Source organism: Pontibacillus marinus BH030004 = DSM 16465 (genome assembly GCF_000425225.1).
GTDB lineage: Bacteria > Bacillota > Bacilli > Bacillales > BH030062 > Pontibacillus > Pontibacillus marinus.
In genome coordinates this window covers 1-14,335 of record NZ_KE384333.1, presented here as the reverse complement: position 1 = coordinate 14,335, position 14,335 = coordinate 1, and the positions used below count along the sequence as shown (strand labels likewise).

The 14,335-nt window shown below is 37.7% G+C and carries 16 protein-coding genes; 11 read left to right on the top strand and 5 right to left on the bottom strand.

Features of this window, described 5'->3' with window-relative positions; translation table 11 throughout:
• Window positions 1–150 precede the first annotated feature (150 nt).
• Window positions 151–1,017 carry a DMT family transporter gene (locus tag H514_RS0118810; RefSeq protein ID WP_027448358.1) on the top strand — a complete coding sequence of 289 codons (867 nt, stop codon included), beginning with the start codon at window positions 151–153 and terminating at the stop codon, window positions 1,015–1,017.
• A gap of 198 nt (window positions 1,018–1,215) precedes the next feature.
• On the opposite strand, the gene H514_RS0118805 is transcribed toward H514_RS0118810, so the two are convergent.
• Window positions 1,216–2,112, bottom strand: coding sequence for an EamA family transporter (locus H514_RS0118805; RefSeq protein ID WP_027448357.1), 897 nt, complete (start codon window positions 2,110–2,112; stop codon window positions 1,216–1,218).
• Between the two features lie 176 nt (window positions 2,113–2,288).
• Here H514_RS0118805 and H514_RS0118800 point away from each other — a divergent pair, with 176 nt between their 5' ends.
• Complete coding sequence (locus tag H514_RS0118800; protein WP_027448356.1) at window positions 2,289–3,284, top strand: sodium:calcium antiporter; 996 nt, start codon at window positions 2,289–2,291, stop codon at window positions 3,282–3,284.
• Window positions 3,285–3,431: 147 nt separating this feature from the next.
• On the opposite strand, the gene H514_RS0118795 is transcribed toward H514_RS0118800, so the two are convergent.
• A complete protein-coding gene (locus H514_RS0118795) occupies window positions 3,432–3,620 on the bottom strand; it encodes a hypothetical protein (RefSeq protein ID WP_027448355.1) in 189 nt (62 codons plus the stop codon).
• A gap of 271 nt (window positions 3,621–3,891) precedes the next feature.
• Here H514_RS0118795 and H514_RS0118790 point away from each other — a divergent pair, with 271 nt between their 5' ends.
• The 5 genes from H514_RS0118790 to H514_RS24090 all read left to right on the top strand — a co-directional run bounded on the left by H514_RS0118790 (window position 3,892) and on the right by H514_RS24090 (window position 7,396).
• The gene (locus tag H514_RS0118790; RefSeq protein WP_027448354.1) at window positions 3,892–4,716 is read left to right on the top strand and encodes an aldo/keto reductase; all 825 of its coding nucleotides are present in this window, start codon (window positions 3,892–3,894) and stop codon (window positions 4,714–4,716) included.
• A 166-nt stretch (window positions 4,717–4,882) separates the two neighbouring features.
• Window positions 4,883–5,140: a hypothetical protein gene (locus tag H514_RS0118785; protein WP_027448353.1), complete on the top strand. Its 258-nt coding sequence runs from the start codon at window positions 4,883–4,885 to the stop codon at window positions 5,138–5,140.
• 119 nt (window positions 5,141–5,259) lie between these two features.
• The gene (locus tag H514_RS0118780; RefSeq protein ID WP_027448352.1) at window positions 5,260–6,480 is read left to right on the top strand and encodes a dicarboxylate/amino acid:cation symporter; all 1,221 of its coding nucleotides are present in this window, start codon (window positions 5,260–5,262) and stop codon (window positions 6,478–6,480) included.
• A gap of 131 nt (window positions 6,481–6,611) precedes the next feature.
• Complete coding sequence (locus H514_RS0118775) at window positions 6,612–7,139, top strand: Rossmann-fold NAD(P)-binding domain-containing protein (protein ID WP_027448351.1); 528 nt, start codon at window positions 6,612–6,614, stop codon at window positions 7,137–7,139.
• Window positions 7,140–7,222: 83 nt separating this feature from the next.
• Window positions 7,223–7,396, top strand: a complete 174-nt coding sequence (locus H514_RS24090; RefSeq protein WP_231566626.1) for a hypothetical protein — start codon at window positions 7,223–7,225, stop codon at window positions 7,394–7,396.
• A gap of 38 nt (window positions 7,397–7,434) precedes the next feature.
• Here the strand turns inward: H514_RS24090 and cysK are convergent, their stop codons facing one another.
• Entirely contained in the window at window positions 7,435–8,367 is a 933-nt protein-coding gene (cysK, locus tag H514_RS0118765) for a cysteine synthase A (RefSeq protein ID WP_027448350.1), read from the bottom strand.
• A gap of 162 nt (window positions 8,368–8,529) precedes the next feature.
• Here cysK and H514_RS0118760 point away from each other — a divergent pair, with 162 nt between their 5' ends.
• Window positions 8,530–8,976 carry a hypothetical protein gene (locus H514_RS0118760; protein ID WP_027448349.1) on the top strand — a complete coding sequence of 149 codons (447 nt, stop codon included), beginning with the start codon at window positions 8,530–8,532 and terminating at the stop codon, window positions 8,974–8,976.
• Between the two features lie 60 nt (window positions 8,977–9,036).
• Here the strand turns inward: H514_RS0118760 and H514_RS0118755 are convergent, their stop codons facing one another.
• Window positions 9,037–9,348 carry a hypothetical protein gene (locus H514_RS0118755; RefSeq protein ID WP_027448348.1) on the bottom strand — a complete coding sequence of 104 codons (312 nt, stop codon included), beginning with the start codon at window positions 9,346–9,348 and terminating at the stop codon, window positions 9,037–9,039.
• A gap of 166 nt (window positions 9,349–9,514) precedes the next feature.
• Between H514_RS0118755 and H514_RS0118750 the strand changes: the two genes are divergently transcribed.
• On the top strand, window positions 9,515–10,276 hold the full coding sequence (locus tag H514_RS0118750; protein ID WP_027448347.1) for an N-acetylmuramoyl-L-alanine amidase family protein: 762 nt from the start codon (window positions 9,515–9,517) through the stop codon (window positions 10,274–10,276).
• Window positions 10,277–10,303: 27 nt separating this feature from the next.
• Here H514_RS0118750 and H514_RS23495 read toward each other — a convergent pair whose 3' ends face one another.
• Window positions 10,304–11,494, bottom strand: a complete 1,191-nt coding sequence (locus H514_RS23495) for an MFS transporter (protein WP_197063116.1) — start codon at window positions 11,492–11,494, stop codon at window positions 10,304–10,306.
• 364 nt (window positions 11,495–11,858) lie between these two features.
• On the opposite strand from H514_RS23495, the gene H514_RS0118740 reads away from it, so the two are divergent.
• Both H514_RS0118740 and H514_RS0118735 read left to right on the top strand, forming a co-directional pair.
• Window positions 11,859–13,397 (top strand): glycine betaine uptake BCCT transporter, encoded by a 1,539-nt coding sequence (locus H514_RS0118740; RefSeq protein WP_027448346.1) that lies wholly within the window; start codon window positions 11,859–11,861, stop codon window positions 13,395–13,397.
• 335 nt (window positions 13,398–13,732) lie between these two features.
• Window positions 13,733–14,122, top strand: coding sequence for an ectoine synthase (locus H514_RS0118735; protein WP_027448345.1), 390 nt, complete (start codon window positions 13,733–13,735; stop codon window positions 14,120–14,122).
• Window positions 14,123–14,335 lie beyond the last annotated feature (213 nt).

The following is a 14,335-nucleotide window of genomic DNA, read 5'->3' as shown; positions in this document are numbered from 1 at the left end:
AGTGCCTGACCCCCACCGCTTTACCGCATTAGCGAGTTGGGGGTCAGGCACTTTTATGGCACTTTTATGGTACCAAAAAGGAGATTTTTGTATTAGGATAGGTAGGGTGAGTGCACAATAAGGTAAGGTTATATATATCGGAGGACAACTATGAGTGATCGAAATAAAGGTATTATATTATTGTTATTATCAGCTTTTGGCTTTTCTATGATGGCTGCTTTCGTAAAACTATCTGGAGATGTGCCAACTGTGCAAAAAACTTTCTTTAGAAATATTGTTTCAGCTTTTATAGCTTTTGGCTTTGTGAAGTACTATAACGAACGACTATTTGGTAAGAAGGAAAATCGGAAATTCCTTTTACTTCGTTCTGCTTTAGGAACGATAGGGATGGTATTGTTTTTCTATGCAATTGATAATCTCGTTCTTTCGGATGCAGATATGTTGAATAAGTTAAGTCCTTTCTTAACGATTATATTCTCTGCAATCTTTTTGAAAGAGAGAGCCCATTTCTTCCAGGTTGTTGCAATTATCGTTGCTTTTATCGGGACGCTATTTATTATTAAACCAGAGTTTTCGTTGGAAACAATCCCGTATTTAGCTGGTGTTTTCTCAGCTGTTTTTGCAGCAGGTGCTTATACGGTATTAAGGGTGCTTGGGAATAAAGAACAGTTTTATACAGTCGTATTCTTCTTTTCCTTTTTCACAACTGTGTCATTACTACCGTTTGTTATTGCATTTTATGAACCAATGTCATGGCAACAGTGGGTGTATCTATTGTCAGCAGGAGTGTTTGCAACAGTAGGGCAGTTTGGTATTACGATAGCTTATAAATTTGCACCAGCAAGAGAGATCTCCATCTTTTTCTACTCAACTGTGGTCTATTCAGCCCTAATTAGTATATTCTTATTTGGACAAGTTCCTGATCTGTTAAGTGTCATTGGTTATATTACAATCTTCGGAGCTTCGTTCTATATGTTCTTAAGAAATAATCGAGAAAGTAAAAAAGAAACAGCATAACGTTAGAAAAGCGTAAGTGCCCGTTTAGCAACGAAAGGACTGGACTGAGCCCGTAGTACGATAAAGGAAACACGATGAGTGGAACGAATCGATGTTGACTTATCATGCGGAGGCGAGGGAAGTCCATTCGTTGCTGGGCACTGAAGCTAGACATCTACGAGCTGCAACTTTCATTAAACGTAAAACAAGGGATGACTCTTAATGGGCATCCCTTTTCTTTATGATATAAGATCCAAATTCATTTATAATAATAGCTAAAATAATTAGTATAATCCCTATCCATTGAATCCTATTAACAGTCTCAGACAAAATAATGCTTGCTGAAATAATTGCAACCGGTAATTCAATAGAGCTCAATACGTTTGCAAGTGCCCCTGGGATTCGGTGAGCTCCCAAAGCAAAAAATAATGGAGGCAATATAGCTCCAAAAAGTGCTACGCCTATCCCTACTTTCCACAACTCGGCATCATGAAGGTGAACACTTGAAATATCTGCTATAAAAACAACCAAGACTAAAACTAAAGATCCTGTAACCATTAAAGGGCTGCGAAGCAACGGGTGGACGTTGATTGCTACTTGTCCACTGAAAAAAATAAATCCTGCATAGGTGAATCCTGATAAGATTCCAAAGAAAAATCCGATTAAAGGTAATTCTTGTAGGCTACCATTTAAAATATTGGAAGCAAAAAAGACACCCGTAAGTGTGACTGCTAAAGTTATTAGGTTTATTGTCGTAGGCTTGACTTTATTGAATAACCAATCATAAATCATCCCAATCCATACAAATTGAAAGAGTAAAATGATTGCTAATGATGCTGGTAAGTACTGAATAGCTCCATAATAAAAAATACTTGTCAGTCCTACAAATGTACCTGTAATCATGATTTTTAAGATGCTTTGTTTATGTAATCCTTTTGTTGCAGGCTTTTTTATGAATACAATACCCCATAATAGTAAAAAAGCTATAATCATCTGGATAATATTTAATTGACCAAGTGAATACCCTTTTTCAAATCCCATTTTCACAAAAATAGGCGTAAATCCAAAACTAGCAGCACCAATTAATACGTACAAAATTCCTAAAGTTCTATACATAGCGTTTCCCCTTAATATTGAACTACACTTCCCTTCTATTATTACAGAAGGGAAAAACAAAAGAAAAATGGTCTGTTTATTTCCGGACCAATAAGAGGAGTTCAATTCTTCTAGTTTATATCGGTTTACAAGGGGAATTTATTATAAATCGAACCCTTTCGTTAGGAGTAAACCATATGACCAATATACTAATTATTGCCTTATTTTTAGCAGCAGCCGTAGCAGCCTATTTTGTATCGAGTCGTTTAGCCATGTACGGTGATGCAGTTAGTGAAAAAACAAAAACTACATCCGCTTTTATGGGAATCATAATTGGAGCGGCCATATCCCTACCTGAACTGACAGCTAGTGTGACCGCAATTGCAATTGATAGTCCGGATATTGCTATCGGGAATTTATTAGGAAGCAATTTATTTAATTTACTTGCATTAGCTGTACTTGATATCGTGTTTAGACGCCATCAGGTGATGGGACAAACAGATATCGGGAGTGTACTTTACATTTACTTAGTAATCATAATGACCCTCGTTGTTTTGGCGGGTCTGACTTTAACTCTACCAACTCATTTATTCCACATTGGGTATAACTCTGTGGTGTTGGTCCTTATGTATTTTGGTGGAGTCAAGTGGATTAATAACAAAACCGAAAAGAGAGTAAAGCGACGCAATCGAAAGAATGAGAAATACAATGAGTATTCGTATAATAAAGTGATCATTCGTTTTGCGTTATTTGCTTTCGCTATTATGCTGGTAGGGTCTGTCCTTACTGTTACAGCGGATAAAATTGCGAGTATTACAGGACTTGGCTCTTCCTTTGTAGGCTCATTCTTAGTAGGAGCCAGTACATCACTTCCTGATGCAGTTAGTGTTATAACAGCATTGAAGTTGCGAAATTATAGTATGGGCGTCAGCTCTTTATTAGGAAGTAACGCTTTTAATATCATGTTACTTTCCTTTACGGATGCTATATATATGAAAAATAATTTATTCGCGCATGCTAGTCCATCGAACATTGTCACAAGTGTTGCTTCAATCATTGTTGTATTAATTATTTTGTATAGTATTACAAGGAAGAAACAACGATCAACTTTTCTATACATTATGCCACCTAGTCTGATTGTGGTGGTCTATGTAACAGCAACACTAATTGTATATCAAATGAAAGGAATGTAAGGCACTATCGTAAGCGATAGTGCTTTTTTTGAAAGTATATTTAGATTTTTGAATTTAAGTAGAAAAAAGGGTTAGGAGCAGGGGGAGGTATAACTGGATCTAGAGGGAAAGGGAGCCACTACAAGTATAGGAAATCCTTATAATTTGTTAGAGCTTTTTTATATGCAAATCCATAAGAGAAATTCCTTTTTCCTGAATGGCCTTTCTAATCAAGTCTTGCTCAAGGTGCATAGCTTCTGATAAGTTGCCTTGCTCAATGTTTTTTTCAATCTCAAAGTATAGCTTTGCTAATAAGTCGATCGAATAGTCTTCATAACCTGATGTTTTATTGGCCAAACTTGTCCTCCTTAAATGGATATCCCATTTTCACAACCTCTAAATTTCAACTTTTTGGAAATGTTGTATTATTATTAAACTAACACAAATGTTTTATTTATAAAATATATTTCGTGTGTTTTTACAGTAAATATTTATGAAAATCTTATAATATATAATTTTAATATAGTAATCCTTCTTATTGTTTAATACAACCCAAACAAATCAATTCATAAATTCCAATCCATTTTGCTATAATCAACCTACTCTACTGAAGAAAGGGAGAATGATCATGCAATATGTAACCCTGCACCAACAAGTGAAAATGCCACAGCTAGGATTTGGCGTATGGCAAGTGGAGGAAAAAGATGCTGTGCCTTCAGTAAAAAAGGCAATAGAAACTGGATATCGTGCTATTGACACTGCAGCTATTTATAAAAATGAACGAGGCGTTGGACAAGCTATTAAAGAGAGTAATGTCCCGCGTGAGGATCTGTTTATTACAACAAAGGTTTGGAATACAGATCAAGGTTACGAGAATACATTAAAAGCTTTTGATGACAGTTTAGAAAAGCTTGGATTAGATTATGTAGATCTCTACTTGATTCACTGGCCAACCCCAGAGTTTGATGATTACGTAGAGACATATAAAGCTATGGAAAAGCTTTATCATGAAGGTCGTGTGAAAGCTATTGGTGTATGTAATTTTGATCGAGATCATTTACAGCGTTTGCTTGATGAGTGTGACGTAATTCCAGCTGTTAACCAAATTGAGTGTCACCCGTACCTACAACAAAAAGAAGTGAAAGCATTTTGTGAAGAACATGGTATTCATGTAGAAGCTTGGAGTCCTCTAATGCAAGGTGGAGATGTATTAAATCGGGAAGACATGCAAGCTATTGCTCAGAAGCATAACAAAACAGTAGCTCAAGTGATCATTCGCTGGCATTTACAGAATGGAACAATCGTCATTCCGAAATCAGTGACACCTTCTCGTATTGAAGAAAACTTCGACGTATTCGACTTTGAGTTGGACGAAGAGGATATGAGTAGAATCAAAGCATTGGATCGTGATGAACGAAAAGGTCCAAAGCCTAGTGAAATGAATGTACGATAAAGAAATGAAATAGTATTGATGATAAGAGAGGAAGGTTAACCTTCCTCTTTTTGTTATTCTGAGGGATTATAGAAAAAGAGGTATTGGTAATTTTATGGAAAACAGTGAATGCATGATAGAATGAAACTAATCAGTTATTATTAAAGGTTTGTAAGGGAGATTCAAAATGAAGATTGCTTATAAGGCGGTAATTTATTCACTCATTATTCATATAGCCTATTTTGCTAGCATGTGGTTTTATGGTTTTGTTAAGACGAAACTATATCAGCCAAGCATTTCACATGAATGGAGTGAAATGAAGCATTTTCAAGAAGATGTTGTTTATGGGGTTGTCTTGTCTCCATGGTATTATGTAGCTTCTTTCTTTGGTTTGTCTTTATTATGTGGTCTGTTATTGTTTGTGTTTCGTAAAAGCTCTGACTAGCGGATAATAAGGGAATTTTTACATTTTGACAGATTACCTAACTATCATGTATTTTAATACTACTAATTCCGATAGTTTTAATAGGTTTAATAGAAATTATAGTGAGGAGGGTTAATGATATGAAACTGTTGAAAGTCTATACAGATACTTCATTAATTGTGAAAATTACTATTGCACTTATTTTAGGTATTATTGTTGGTCTTATTTTTGGAGAGCAAGCAACTGTACTAGCTCCATTAGGCGATTTGTTAATGCGATTACTTCAATTTATCATCATTCCGCTTATACTTTTCACTTTGGTTGTTGGTGTGAACCAGACAAAGTTAGGTGATTTAGGGCGCATGGGTGGAAAGGTGTTTATGTATTACGTTGTAACGTCTGCCTTAGCCATGACTGTAGGATTGACTGTAGCAAGTTTGTTTGATCCAGGTTCAGGTGTAACAGCAGAGACTGATTCAACTATTGAGGCAAATGAACACCCTGGTGTAGCAAGTGTGTTACTAAACATCGTGCCGAAGAACATTGTGACAGCATTTAGTGAGATGAACCTTCTTGGAATTATCTTTACGGCATTAGTTTTCGGTATTGCGATTGCCGCATTACGAAGTTCTAAAGAGCATGGGGGCTTAGGTGAACACATTTATAAAGTGTTTAATGGGTTAAATGAAGCTACATTTAAAATTATGAATGTCATTCTGCAATATGTTCCAATCGGAATTTTTGCGATCATTGCTCAAACGGTTGGTAAGCAAGGAATGGATACCATTTTATCTCTAGGTAATATGGTCTTTGTTCTTTATGTTGCGTTGATTGCACAAATTGGAATCTATGTGTTGATGATGGTGACATTTAAAATGAAGCCAAACCAGTTTTTCTCTCAAGCTCGTACACCAATGATTACAGCATTTGTTACCCAAAGTAGTTCAGGGACATTGCCAGTAACACTAAATGCCGCTAATCGCTTAGGTTTATCCAAAAGCTTATACGGCTTCAGCTTACCTCTTGGAGCAACGATTAACATGGATGGAGCTGCAATTCGTATTGCAGTATCAGCTGTATTTGCTGCGAATTACACAGATACGACACTAGGCTTCACAAGCATGTTAATGATCGTGATCGTTGGGACACTAGCATCCATTGGTACAGCAGGTGTGCCTGGAGCTGGGATCGTAATGATTGCTACAGTGTTCGCTCAAGTCGGACTACCAATGGAAGCAGTTGCTATACTAACTTCTATCGATGCTCTAGTTGGAATGGGTGCAACAGCCTTGAACGTAACAGGTGACCTTGTTGGAACATCTTTAATTAATAAGACGGAACAAAAACATCAAGAAGCGTAAATATTTTGATTAAACTTAAGCCAGGTGATTAAACACCTGGCTTTTTGTATGTTAAGAAGAATATTATTATAGTAACAAAAGCAAAATGAATTCCGATACAAACAATAAATAAATTGGAAGGAGACTATTGTATGTCAAAACACATTTTAATTATCGGTGGAAGCGGGATGTTAAAAGAATTAGCCCTAACCTTAAACAAAGAAGGGAATGAAGTAACGGTTGTGGCTCGAAATAAAAGCAAATTAAAAAGTTTGCACGATCAAGCTCCTCAACCTGAGTTACTAAATACATATTCATCAGATTATACAGTAGAAGACACTTTCATAGAGGATATCTTGCATATCCTAAAACAAAAGCCAGTTAGTAAGGTAGTCGCTTGGTTCCATAAAGAGGGGTATGCTACTCTTCAAAAAATGTGTGATGAGGTTGGCCAAAAACAAGAAAATTGGGAACTTGTTCATGTGAAAGGTAGTCGTGCAGCTCGTCCTTCTGAAAACTTTATCCCTAGCACTAATAATACCTGTTCATACCAGGAAGTCATATTAGGTTATGTTCGAGCTGAGCAAAGATGGCTTACACACCATGAAATATCAAGGGGAGTTTATAATGCAATGAAGCAAAATCATCAAACCTATATTGTCGGCCAAGTGGACTCTTAACACTTTAGGATTTACAAAGGAGAGGTCACCTTATAAAGTAAATGTTATCATTTCCAAATTATTGGTATAGGGAGGGGGTTAACATGATCATTTCTATTGTTGTATATGTTATATCGTTATTAATACTTTACCTTATCATTGAAACAGCTGTAAGAAACGGCATTAACAGTTCAGTTATTGGAGAATACTTGAAAAAGAAACATGATGAAGAGGAGGAAAGAGAGCCTGATTTTGATAGCGACCATCATGGTACATAAAAAGGTCATCAGCACATTAGATGCTGATGACCTTTTGTTTAATCAAATTTAAATAAATCACCAGAAAGGTAACGTTCACCTGTATCAGGTGCAATACAAACCACAACTTCACCCGGTTGCTTACGTTTTGCTACTTCCATAGCGGCATACGTAGCAGCTCCTGCTGAAGGTCCAACTAGAATACCTTCTTCACGAGCCAGACGACGCGTAATATCATAAGCATCTTCATCCGTGATTTTGAAAATTTCATCATAGACATCTTGGTTTAAGATATCTGGGATGAAACCAGGGCTCGTTCCAACTAGTTTGTGCTTACCAGGCTTTCCGCCAGATAAAACAGGAGATCCATGTGGCTCTACCACGTGTACAGAAAGATCTTTGTAATGATCCTTTAGCGTTTCCCCTGTGCCTGTCACAGTTCCGCCAGTACCTGCAGTAGAAACGAAAGCAGATAGTGGTTTGCCTAGCTCATCCATGGCCTCAATAATTTCTGTTGCAGTTGTGTTGCGGTGAGCATCAGGGTTAGCCATGTTCTTAAATTGCATAGGAACAAAGCTATTTGGGATTTCTTTTGCTAGTTCCTCAGCACGTTTAATAGCACCTGGCATTTTCTCTGCTCCAGGAGTCAGCTCAACTTCAGCACCATAGGCTTTCAATAAGTTGATGCGCTCTTGTGTCATCGTATCAGGCATAACAAGAATCGCACGATAGCCACGAGCTGAAGCATTCATGGCAAGTCCAATCCCAGTATTCCCGCTAGTTGGTTCTATGATTGTGGAACCTTCTTTAAGTTTTCCTGACTTTTCAGCTTCCACTAACATATTATAAGCGGCACGGTCCTTAACGCTTCCGCTTGGGTTAAACATTTCTAGTTTCATATACACATCTGCTCCACCTTCAGGAACGATGCGGTTTAGCTTTACGAGCGGTGTGTTTCCAATTAAATCAGCGATGTTGTTTACGACACGCATGCTGTCACTTCCTTTTACTTCAACATTTTGATCCTATTTTAACATATGCCGTACATGGTACTCATGTCTCACGCTTTTCTTCTTAGGTTGTCTTGCTAGATACAACACCATACAATAAAGTTTTGTTACAATGGGTGAAACGCTTTCAAGGGAGGAGTCAAGTTGAACTGGACACCGGAAAAAGCTCACGCAAAACTACAAGAGATCTACACAGACGAAGTGATGCAAAATGAAAAGAGACGCGTATTTCAACAAGTGTATCGCCACCTATATGAACATTTAGAGGATCTAGCAGTAAAAGATGCGATAAAAGAAGATGTGGAAGAGCGAATGCAACTTTATAAAAATTTCACTTTTATGCCAGGAGAGAACTTGTTTCAATCCATGCGCTATGTATTTCTTCTAGCTAGAGGAGAGAAGGAGCAGGATAGAGCTGTTACGCAACAGCACTTGCATCGAATTTACCGCGCACTATTTTCTGCAGCAGGATTGAAGAACCCTGTTATTCCTGAATCTTTTTGGGAAACACCTCTCGGGGTAAGTTGTCTTGTCGCTGAAAAAGGTGTAGAAGCTGTTTATCCAGTCTTGGATGAAATTGAAGGTGTATAGCCCCACATTAGGTGGGGCTTATAAAGGTATCCACTGAACAAAAAGGAAATAAGAATTAATTTAAGCTTTCGTTTTACTTTGAATGACTTGTACAACATCTGATGCGACACGATTCAGTTCAACCATTAATTCATTCATCTTCTCTTTAATACCAGAAAGAATTTGATTTTGTTCTTGAGTTGCTTGTGTTAGTTGACTTAATTGATCTATTAGTCCTTGAAATAAGAAGAAAAATATACCTAAGCTAATGATTGCAATGATAAGCCACAACCACCCTTGGTTATACCAAGGTTTTTTATAATGTTTCTTAGAACGTTTCTCTTGAGTTACTGGATCTTCTGATTGGACATTTCCTTCATTGTAAGAAGTCATTAGGCTAACCTCCTAATCGCAAGCTAATTTTGTTCTTACATTGATAAAATTCGGATCAAAAGTCCTAACAGTGACCGGTAAAATAGATGTAAATTTTGGAGTAATCACCCTGTTTATACCATTATGTGGCACAATATTAACAAACTTATAGCAGAGGTGAGGCGATATGGTCAGAATTGCATTAGACGCAGGACATGGACAAGATACTTACGAGCAGAGGAACGCAAAAGGGATAGAGACAAACGGGGAAGTTTTTGAAGAACATCAATTTAATGCAAGTGTAGTGAGTTTTTTAAAGGAGTTTCTTGAGTACAACGGCTTTTCTGTTCTCCTTACACAACCCTTATATGGTAAAGAAGTTTCGCTAAAAGAAAGAACGGATCTTGCGAATAGAACAGATGTTGATTTGTTTTGGAGTGTTCATGCAAATGCTTCAAATGACCCTTATACGCGGGGATCTTGTTGCTTCTACTGGCACTCTTCAGATGAGGGGAAACGACTAGCTTACCTTTTCGCTAAACATATGCAACACTCAGGTATACATTTACATGGGGATGGTGTACATGCATCCAAGATTGGAGAATGGACAAATTTCCATGTCATTCGAGAAACAAAGATGGTCGCTATTCTAACCGAGAATGGGTTCATGACAAACGAAGAAGATCTTGCTCTAATGAAAACGAGCGAATACAGAAGAAAAGTAGCTAGAAACCATGCACAGGCTATATCAGAATACTTTGGTCATACGTACAGAAATCCTGAACAACAGTGGGAGAGTATCGCTTCCTGGAAACAAGAAGCAGTCGAGTGGTTGTATGAAGAAGGCCTTTTAGAAGGGGAGGAATGGAAGCAAAAAGTGAATGATCCCTTGCCATTATGGGCCCAAGCTATAGTGTTCAAGCGTCTTTATGACAGGTTGAATGGGTGATTAAAAAAGGGTGCTGCTAGAGCACCCTTATCCATATCTTTTAACTGTACTTGGTTGTTTTTGTAATATAAGTCCTAAACTAAATCCGCTTGCTAATAACAGTAGAGTTGTTGTAACAAAAACAGAAGTGAATCCAAATGATCCAGCTAAAAATCCTCCTAAAGCGGGGCCAATGATGTTTCCAAGGAAACGAAGGCTGGTGGTGTAGCCTAAAACCTCACCTTGAATGGAAACGGGGGCAACCTGACGTATATATGCTGTTCTTACAGGGATGATGCCTCCAATTGTAATTCCAAGTAGGAACCTTAAGACAAGAAGCTGCCAGATATTTTCCACGAAGGCTCCTGGTAAATATACGACACCAGAAGCAATAAGTAAGAAAAGCAGTACTTTTTCATACCCGATTTTATCCGCAATGCTTCCCCAGCGCTTAGCCATTAATAAATTCCCTACCCCAGCGGCAGAGAAGGCGATTCCTGAGAAAAAGGCAATATTCGCGCTACCGTGTATCTCGTTAACAAACAGAGCTAAAATAGGTTGAATACTGAAATGGGCAATTTGAACAAACATGGATACAATCATGACCATAAGCAAAACAGGGCTCTTCAAGATGTGTTGAAGCACTTCTTTTCGAGAATAAGAGCGATCATCATCTTCACCTGTATCCTCTGCCACTTTAAACTCTTGAACACCAAACATAACAAACATGGCTGCAAGAAACAGGGTGATAGCTGTTAACTGGAAAGTTAAAGCGAAACCAATACTGTCCGCTAAAATGCCACCGAACATAGGGCCCATCAAAGCCCCAGATACATTACCTGTCTGAAGTGTACCCAATGCACTTCCTGAGGACTCTCTAGGGGTTTGAGTAGAAATCATAGCTTGGGATGTAGAAATAAAACCCGTAAATACTCCCATGAACAATCGGAGTATAAATAATTGAAATACAGAGGTTACAAATCCCATCAGCAATACGCTTATAGAAAGGCCGATACCAGAAATGATTAAAATCTTTTTCCTACCATAATGATCTCCGAAACGTCCCCATATTGGTGAAAAGAGAAATGCAGTGAAAAAGGTAATTCCGAAAACTAACCCAGACCACCGTTGCACGTAGGCATCAGAGAATTCTCCAAAGGTCTCAATATATAACGATAAGAAAGGCATGACCATCGTCATACTGCCAGCTATGAAAAAGTTGGCAAACCACATGATCATTAAATTTCGTTTTGCACTTTTCTCTTGATCTATAATAATAGATCCCTTCTTTCATATATTTCGTTCATTTATTTCGATACTCTAAATATATACTATAACAAAAAATCACAATATGAAAAATTATCATGATTCATTTTAGGGAAGTTTTTTTGTTAGTTAATTGTGATTTTCGAACAGTCTTAAAGATACTGAAGTAATCGGTATAGAAGCTATGTAGAACTAGGCTAACTTAAGATATCTATTGTTTATATTCATTGATCGTGGGTATATGTATAGCATTGATATATTTACGCCTATGAAAGGGTAGACGCAGTAGCCAATAAAGAAGAAATAATAATAGGAGAGGAGATCGGATGTGAGTAAAATATCTAATAAAGTCACTTTAGTATTCTGGATATCTATCGCTATTTCAGCACTATCAGTAATTTGGGGCACCACAGCTCCTGATAACCTTAAATTAGTAACGAAAACTGTTCGTGATTATATCAGTGTTCATTTCGGATGGTATTACTTATTAGTCGTAACATTATTTGTGATATTTTGTATATTTGTCATTATTAGTCCATTTGGAAAATTAAAATTAGGAAAGCCAGATGAATCTCCAGACTATAGTCTTCCTACCTGGTTTGCTATGTTATTTAGTGCAGGTATGGGGATCGGGCTAGTATTCTGGGGAGTAGCTGAGCCTCTTCACCATTACGTTAAGAATGCTCCTACTGCTGAAGCAGGAACTACTGGGGCTCTAAAAGAATCTTTGAAATTTACGTATTTCCACTGGGGAATCCATGCATGGGCTATATATGCGATGGTCGCTTTATCATTAGCATACTTTAAATTTAGAAGAGGGGCACCTGGTTTAGTAAGTGCAACTCTTTATCCTATTTTAGGAGAAAAAGTACGAGGTCCAATTGGAAAAGCCATTGATATTATTGCTATTTTTGCTACTGTTGTTGGTGTTGCAACAACTTTAGGATTTGGAGCTACACAAATTAATGGTGGACTGTCTTATCTACTTGATATTCCAAATACATTCTGGGTACAGCTGGTTATTATTGGAGTTGTAACGGTTCTATTTATGTTCTCAGCTTATACTGGATTAAGTAAAGGAATTAAATATCTAAGTAATGCGAACATGTTCCTAGCTCTAATTCTGTTTGCAGGTATGCTCATTATTGGCCCTACATTAGTAATTATGAATGTATTTACAGACACGATTGGTCAATATCTCCGCGATGTTTCTAGCATGAGTTTCCGTTTGGCCCCTTTTGATGATGACAAGAGTTCATGGATTCAAGGTTGGACGGTCTTCTATTGGGCATGGTGGATCGCTTGGTCTCCATTTGTAGGGATCTTTATTGCACGTGTATCACGTGGACGTACAATCAGAGAGTTCTTAATTGGAGTATTAGTAGTACCTTCTCTTGTAAGTTTTCTATGGTTTTCTGTTTTTGGAATGTCAGCTATTGAGCTTGATAATGCTAAAGAAATTGCGAATCTTGCTACAGAGAAACAGCTATTTGGTACGTTAATGGAGTACCCTTTAGGAACTATTTTGTCTATTGTAGCACTTTGCCTAATCGGCACATTCTTCATCACTTCAGCCGACTCTGCAACATTTGTGCTGGGTATGCAAACTACAAATGGGTCATTAAATCCTCCTAAAACCGTTAAGTTTAGTTGGGGACTTGCACAGGCTAGTATGGCAGCAATTCTCTTATATACAGGAGGGTTGCAAGGGTTACAAAATGCGCTGATCTCAGCAGCATTTCCGTTCTCAATTATAATGCTCCTCATGATGTACTCGCTTTATAAGGCTCTCAATGAGGATCGCTTGAAGCTTAAGCAAGACAAGAAGGCTCGAAAAAATGCGCAGCAAAGTGAAGGTTCTTCAACTTCTATGTAAAAACTAGAAATCCCCGGGGATAACCTCGGGGATTTCTTATGTTTAACTAAGTATTATCAGCTGGCATAGTAAAGGCTAATGTTATGTCCGCCATTTCTTCCGTTGTTGATCCAAAGCTGCTAGAGTACGGGTACGAATAAAGCGCATTTTTTTATAATCATCTAACCAATCATGATTTCCGCTCGCCCTTATAGTCTATATAATAGATTCAATAGTAGCTACTCATTTCCTTTGGAGTTTATCAAAATCGATATTACTTGAATTCATGAATCTTTATCGTTACTGTATATATAAATGTAAGCGGTATGAAAAAGATGAAAGGGGATTTGCGAAGAATGAAGACTGTTAGATTAGAAGATGTTATTGGAACAGAACATGAAGTAAAGGGGGAGAACTGGACGAGTCGTCGCCTATTACTTAAGCAGGACAATATGGGTTTCTCCATGCATGACACGGTCATTAAAGCAGGAACGGAAACGCATATTTGGTATCAAAACCACCTAGAAGCTGTTTATTGTATAGAGGGAGAAGGAGAAGTTGAAACGATATCAGACGGAAAGGTTCATCCAATTAAAGCTGGTACCGTGTATTCTTTAGATGAGCATGATGAACATTTACTACGTGGCACCACAGACATGCGCATGGTCTGTGTCTTTAACCCTCCTCTAACAGGGAAAGAGATTCATGATGAGAACGGTGTTTATCCAATCGTTGATGATGAATAATGGAATATAATGCTGGAAGGAGGAATTATAAAAGATTCCTCCTTCTTTTTTAAAAAACTTTTTTAGGATTTCATGAGTAATTCAACAATCTGGCAGTTATGTTGAAGACTTGAAACTGAGAGGTTCCGTTGCTGTTGTGGAGAGCGGCGGGCTGTGGAACGGGTTGCTTTCCTGCTGCCCCACACGACGTGGGGTAGTTCGGTGTTGCTACAG

Coding starts and splice junctions, on each gene's coding strand:
- H514_RS0118810 (WP_027448358.1), top strand. CDS start 151: ATGAGTGATCGAAATAAAGGTATTATATTATTGTTATTATCAGCTTTT.
- H514_RS0118805 (WP_027448357.1), bottom strand. CDS start 2,112: ATGTATAGAACTTTAGGAATTTTGTACGTATTAATTGGTGCTGCTAGT.
- H514_RS0118800 (WP_027448356.1), top strand. CDS start 2,289: ATGACCAATATACTAATTATTGCCTTATTTTTAGCAGCAGCCGTAGCA.
- H514_RS0118790 (WP_027448354.1), top strand. CDS start 3,892: ATGCAATATGTAACCCTGCACCAACAAGTGAAAATGCCACAGCTAGGA.
- H514_RS0118785 (WP_027448353.1), top strand. CDS start 4,883: ATGAAGATTGCTTATAAGGCGGTAATTTATTCACTCATTATTCATATA.
- H514_RS0118780 (WP_027448352.1), top strand. CDS start 5,260: ATGAAACTGTTGAAAGTCTATACAGATACTTCATTAATTGTGAAAATT.
- H514_RS0118775 (WP_027448351.1), top strand. CDS start 6,612: ATGTCAAAACACATTTTAATTATCGGTGGAAGCGGGATGTTAAAAGAA.
- H514_RS24090 (WP_231566626.1), top strand. CDS start 7,223: ATGATCATTTCTATTGTTGTATATGTTATATCGTTATTAATACTTTAC.
- cysK (WP_027448350.1), bottom strand. CDS start 8,367: ATGCGTGTCGTAAACAACATCGCTGATTTAATTGGAAACACACCGCTC.
- H514_RS0118755 (WP_027448348.1), bottom strand. CDS start 9,348: ATGACTTCTTACAATGAAGGAAATGTCCAATCAGAAGATCCAGTAACT.
- H514_RS0118750 (WP_027448347.1), top strand. CDS start 9,515: ATGGTCAGAATTGCATTAGACGCAGGACATGGACAAGATACTTACGAG.
- H514_RS23495 (WP_197063116.1), bottom strand. CDS start 11,494: ATGATCATGTGGTTTGCCAACTTTTTCATAGCTGGCAGTATGACGATG.
- H514_RS0118735 (WP_027448345.1), top strand. CDS start 13,733: ATGAAGACTGTTAGATTAGAAGATGTTATTGGAACAGAACATGAAGTA.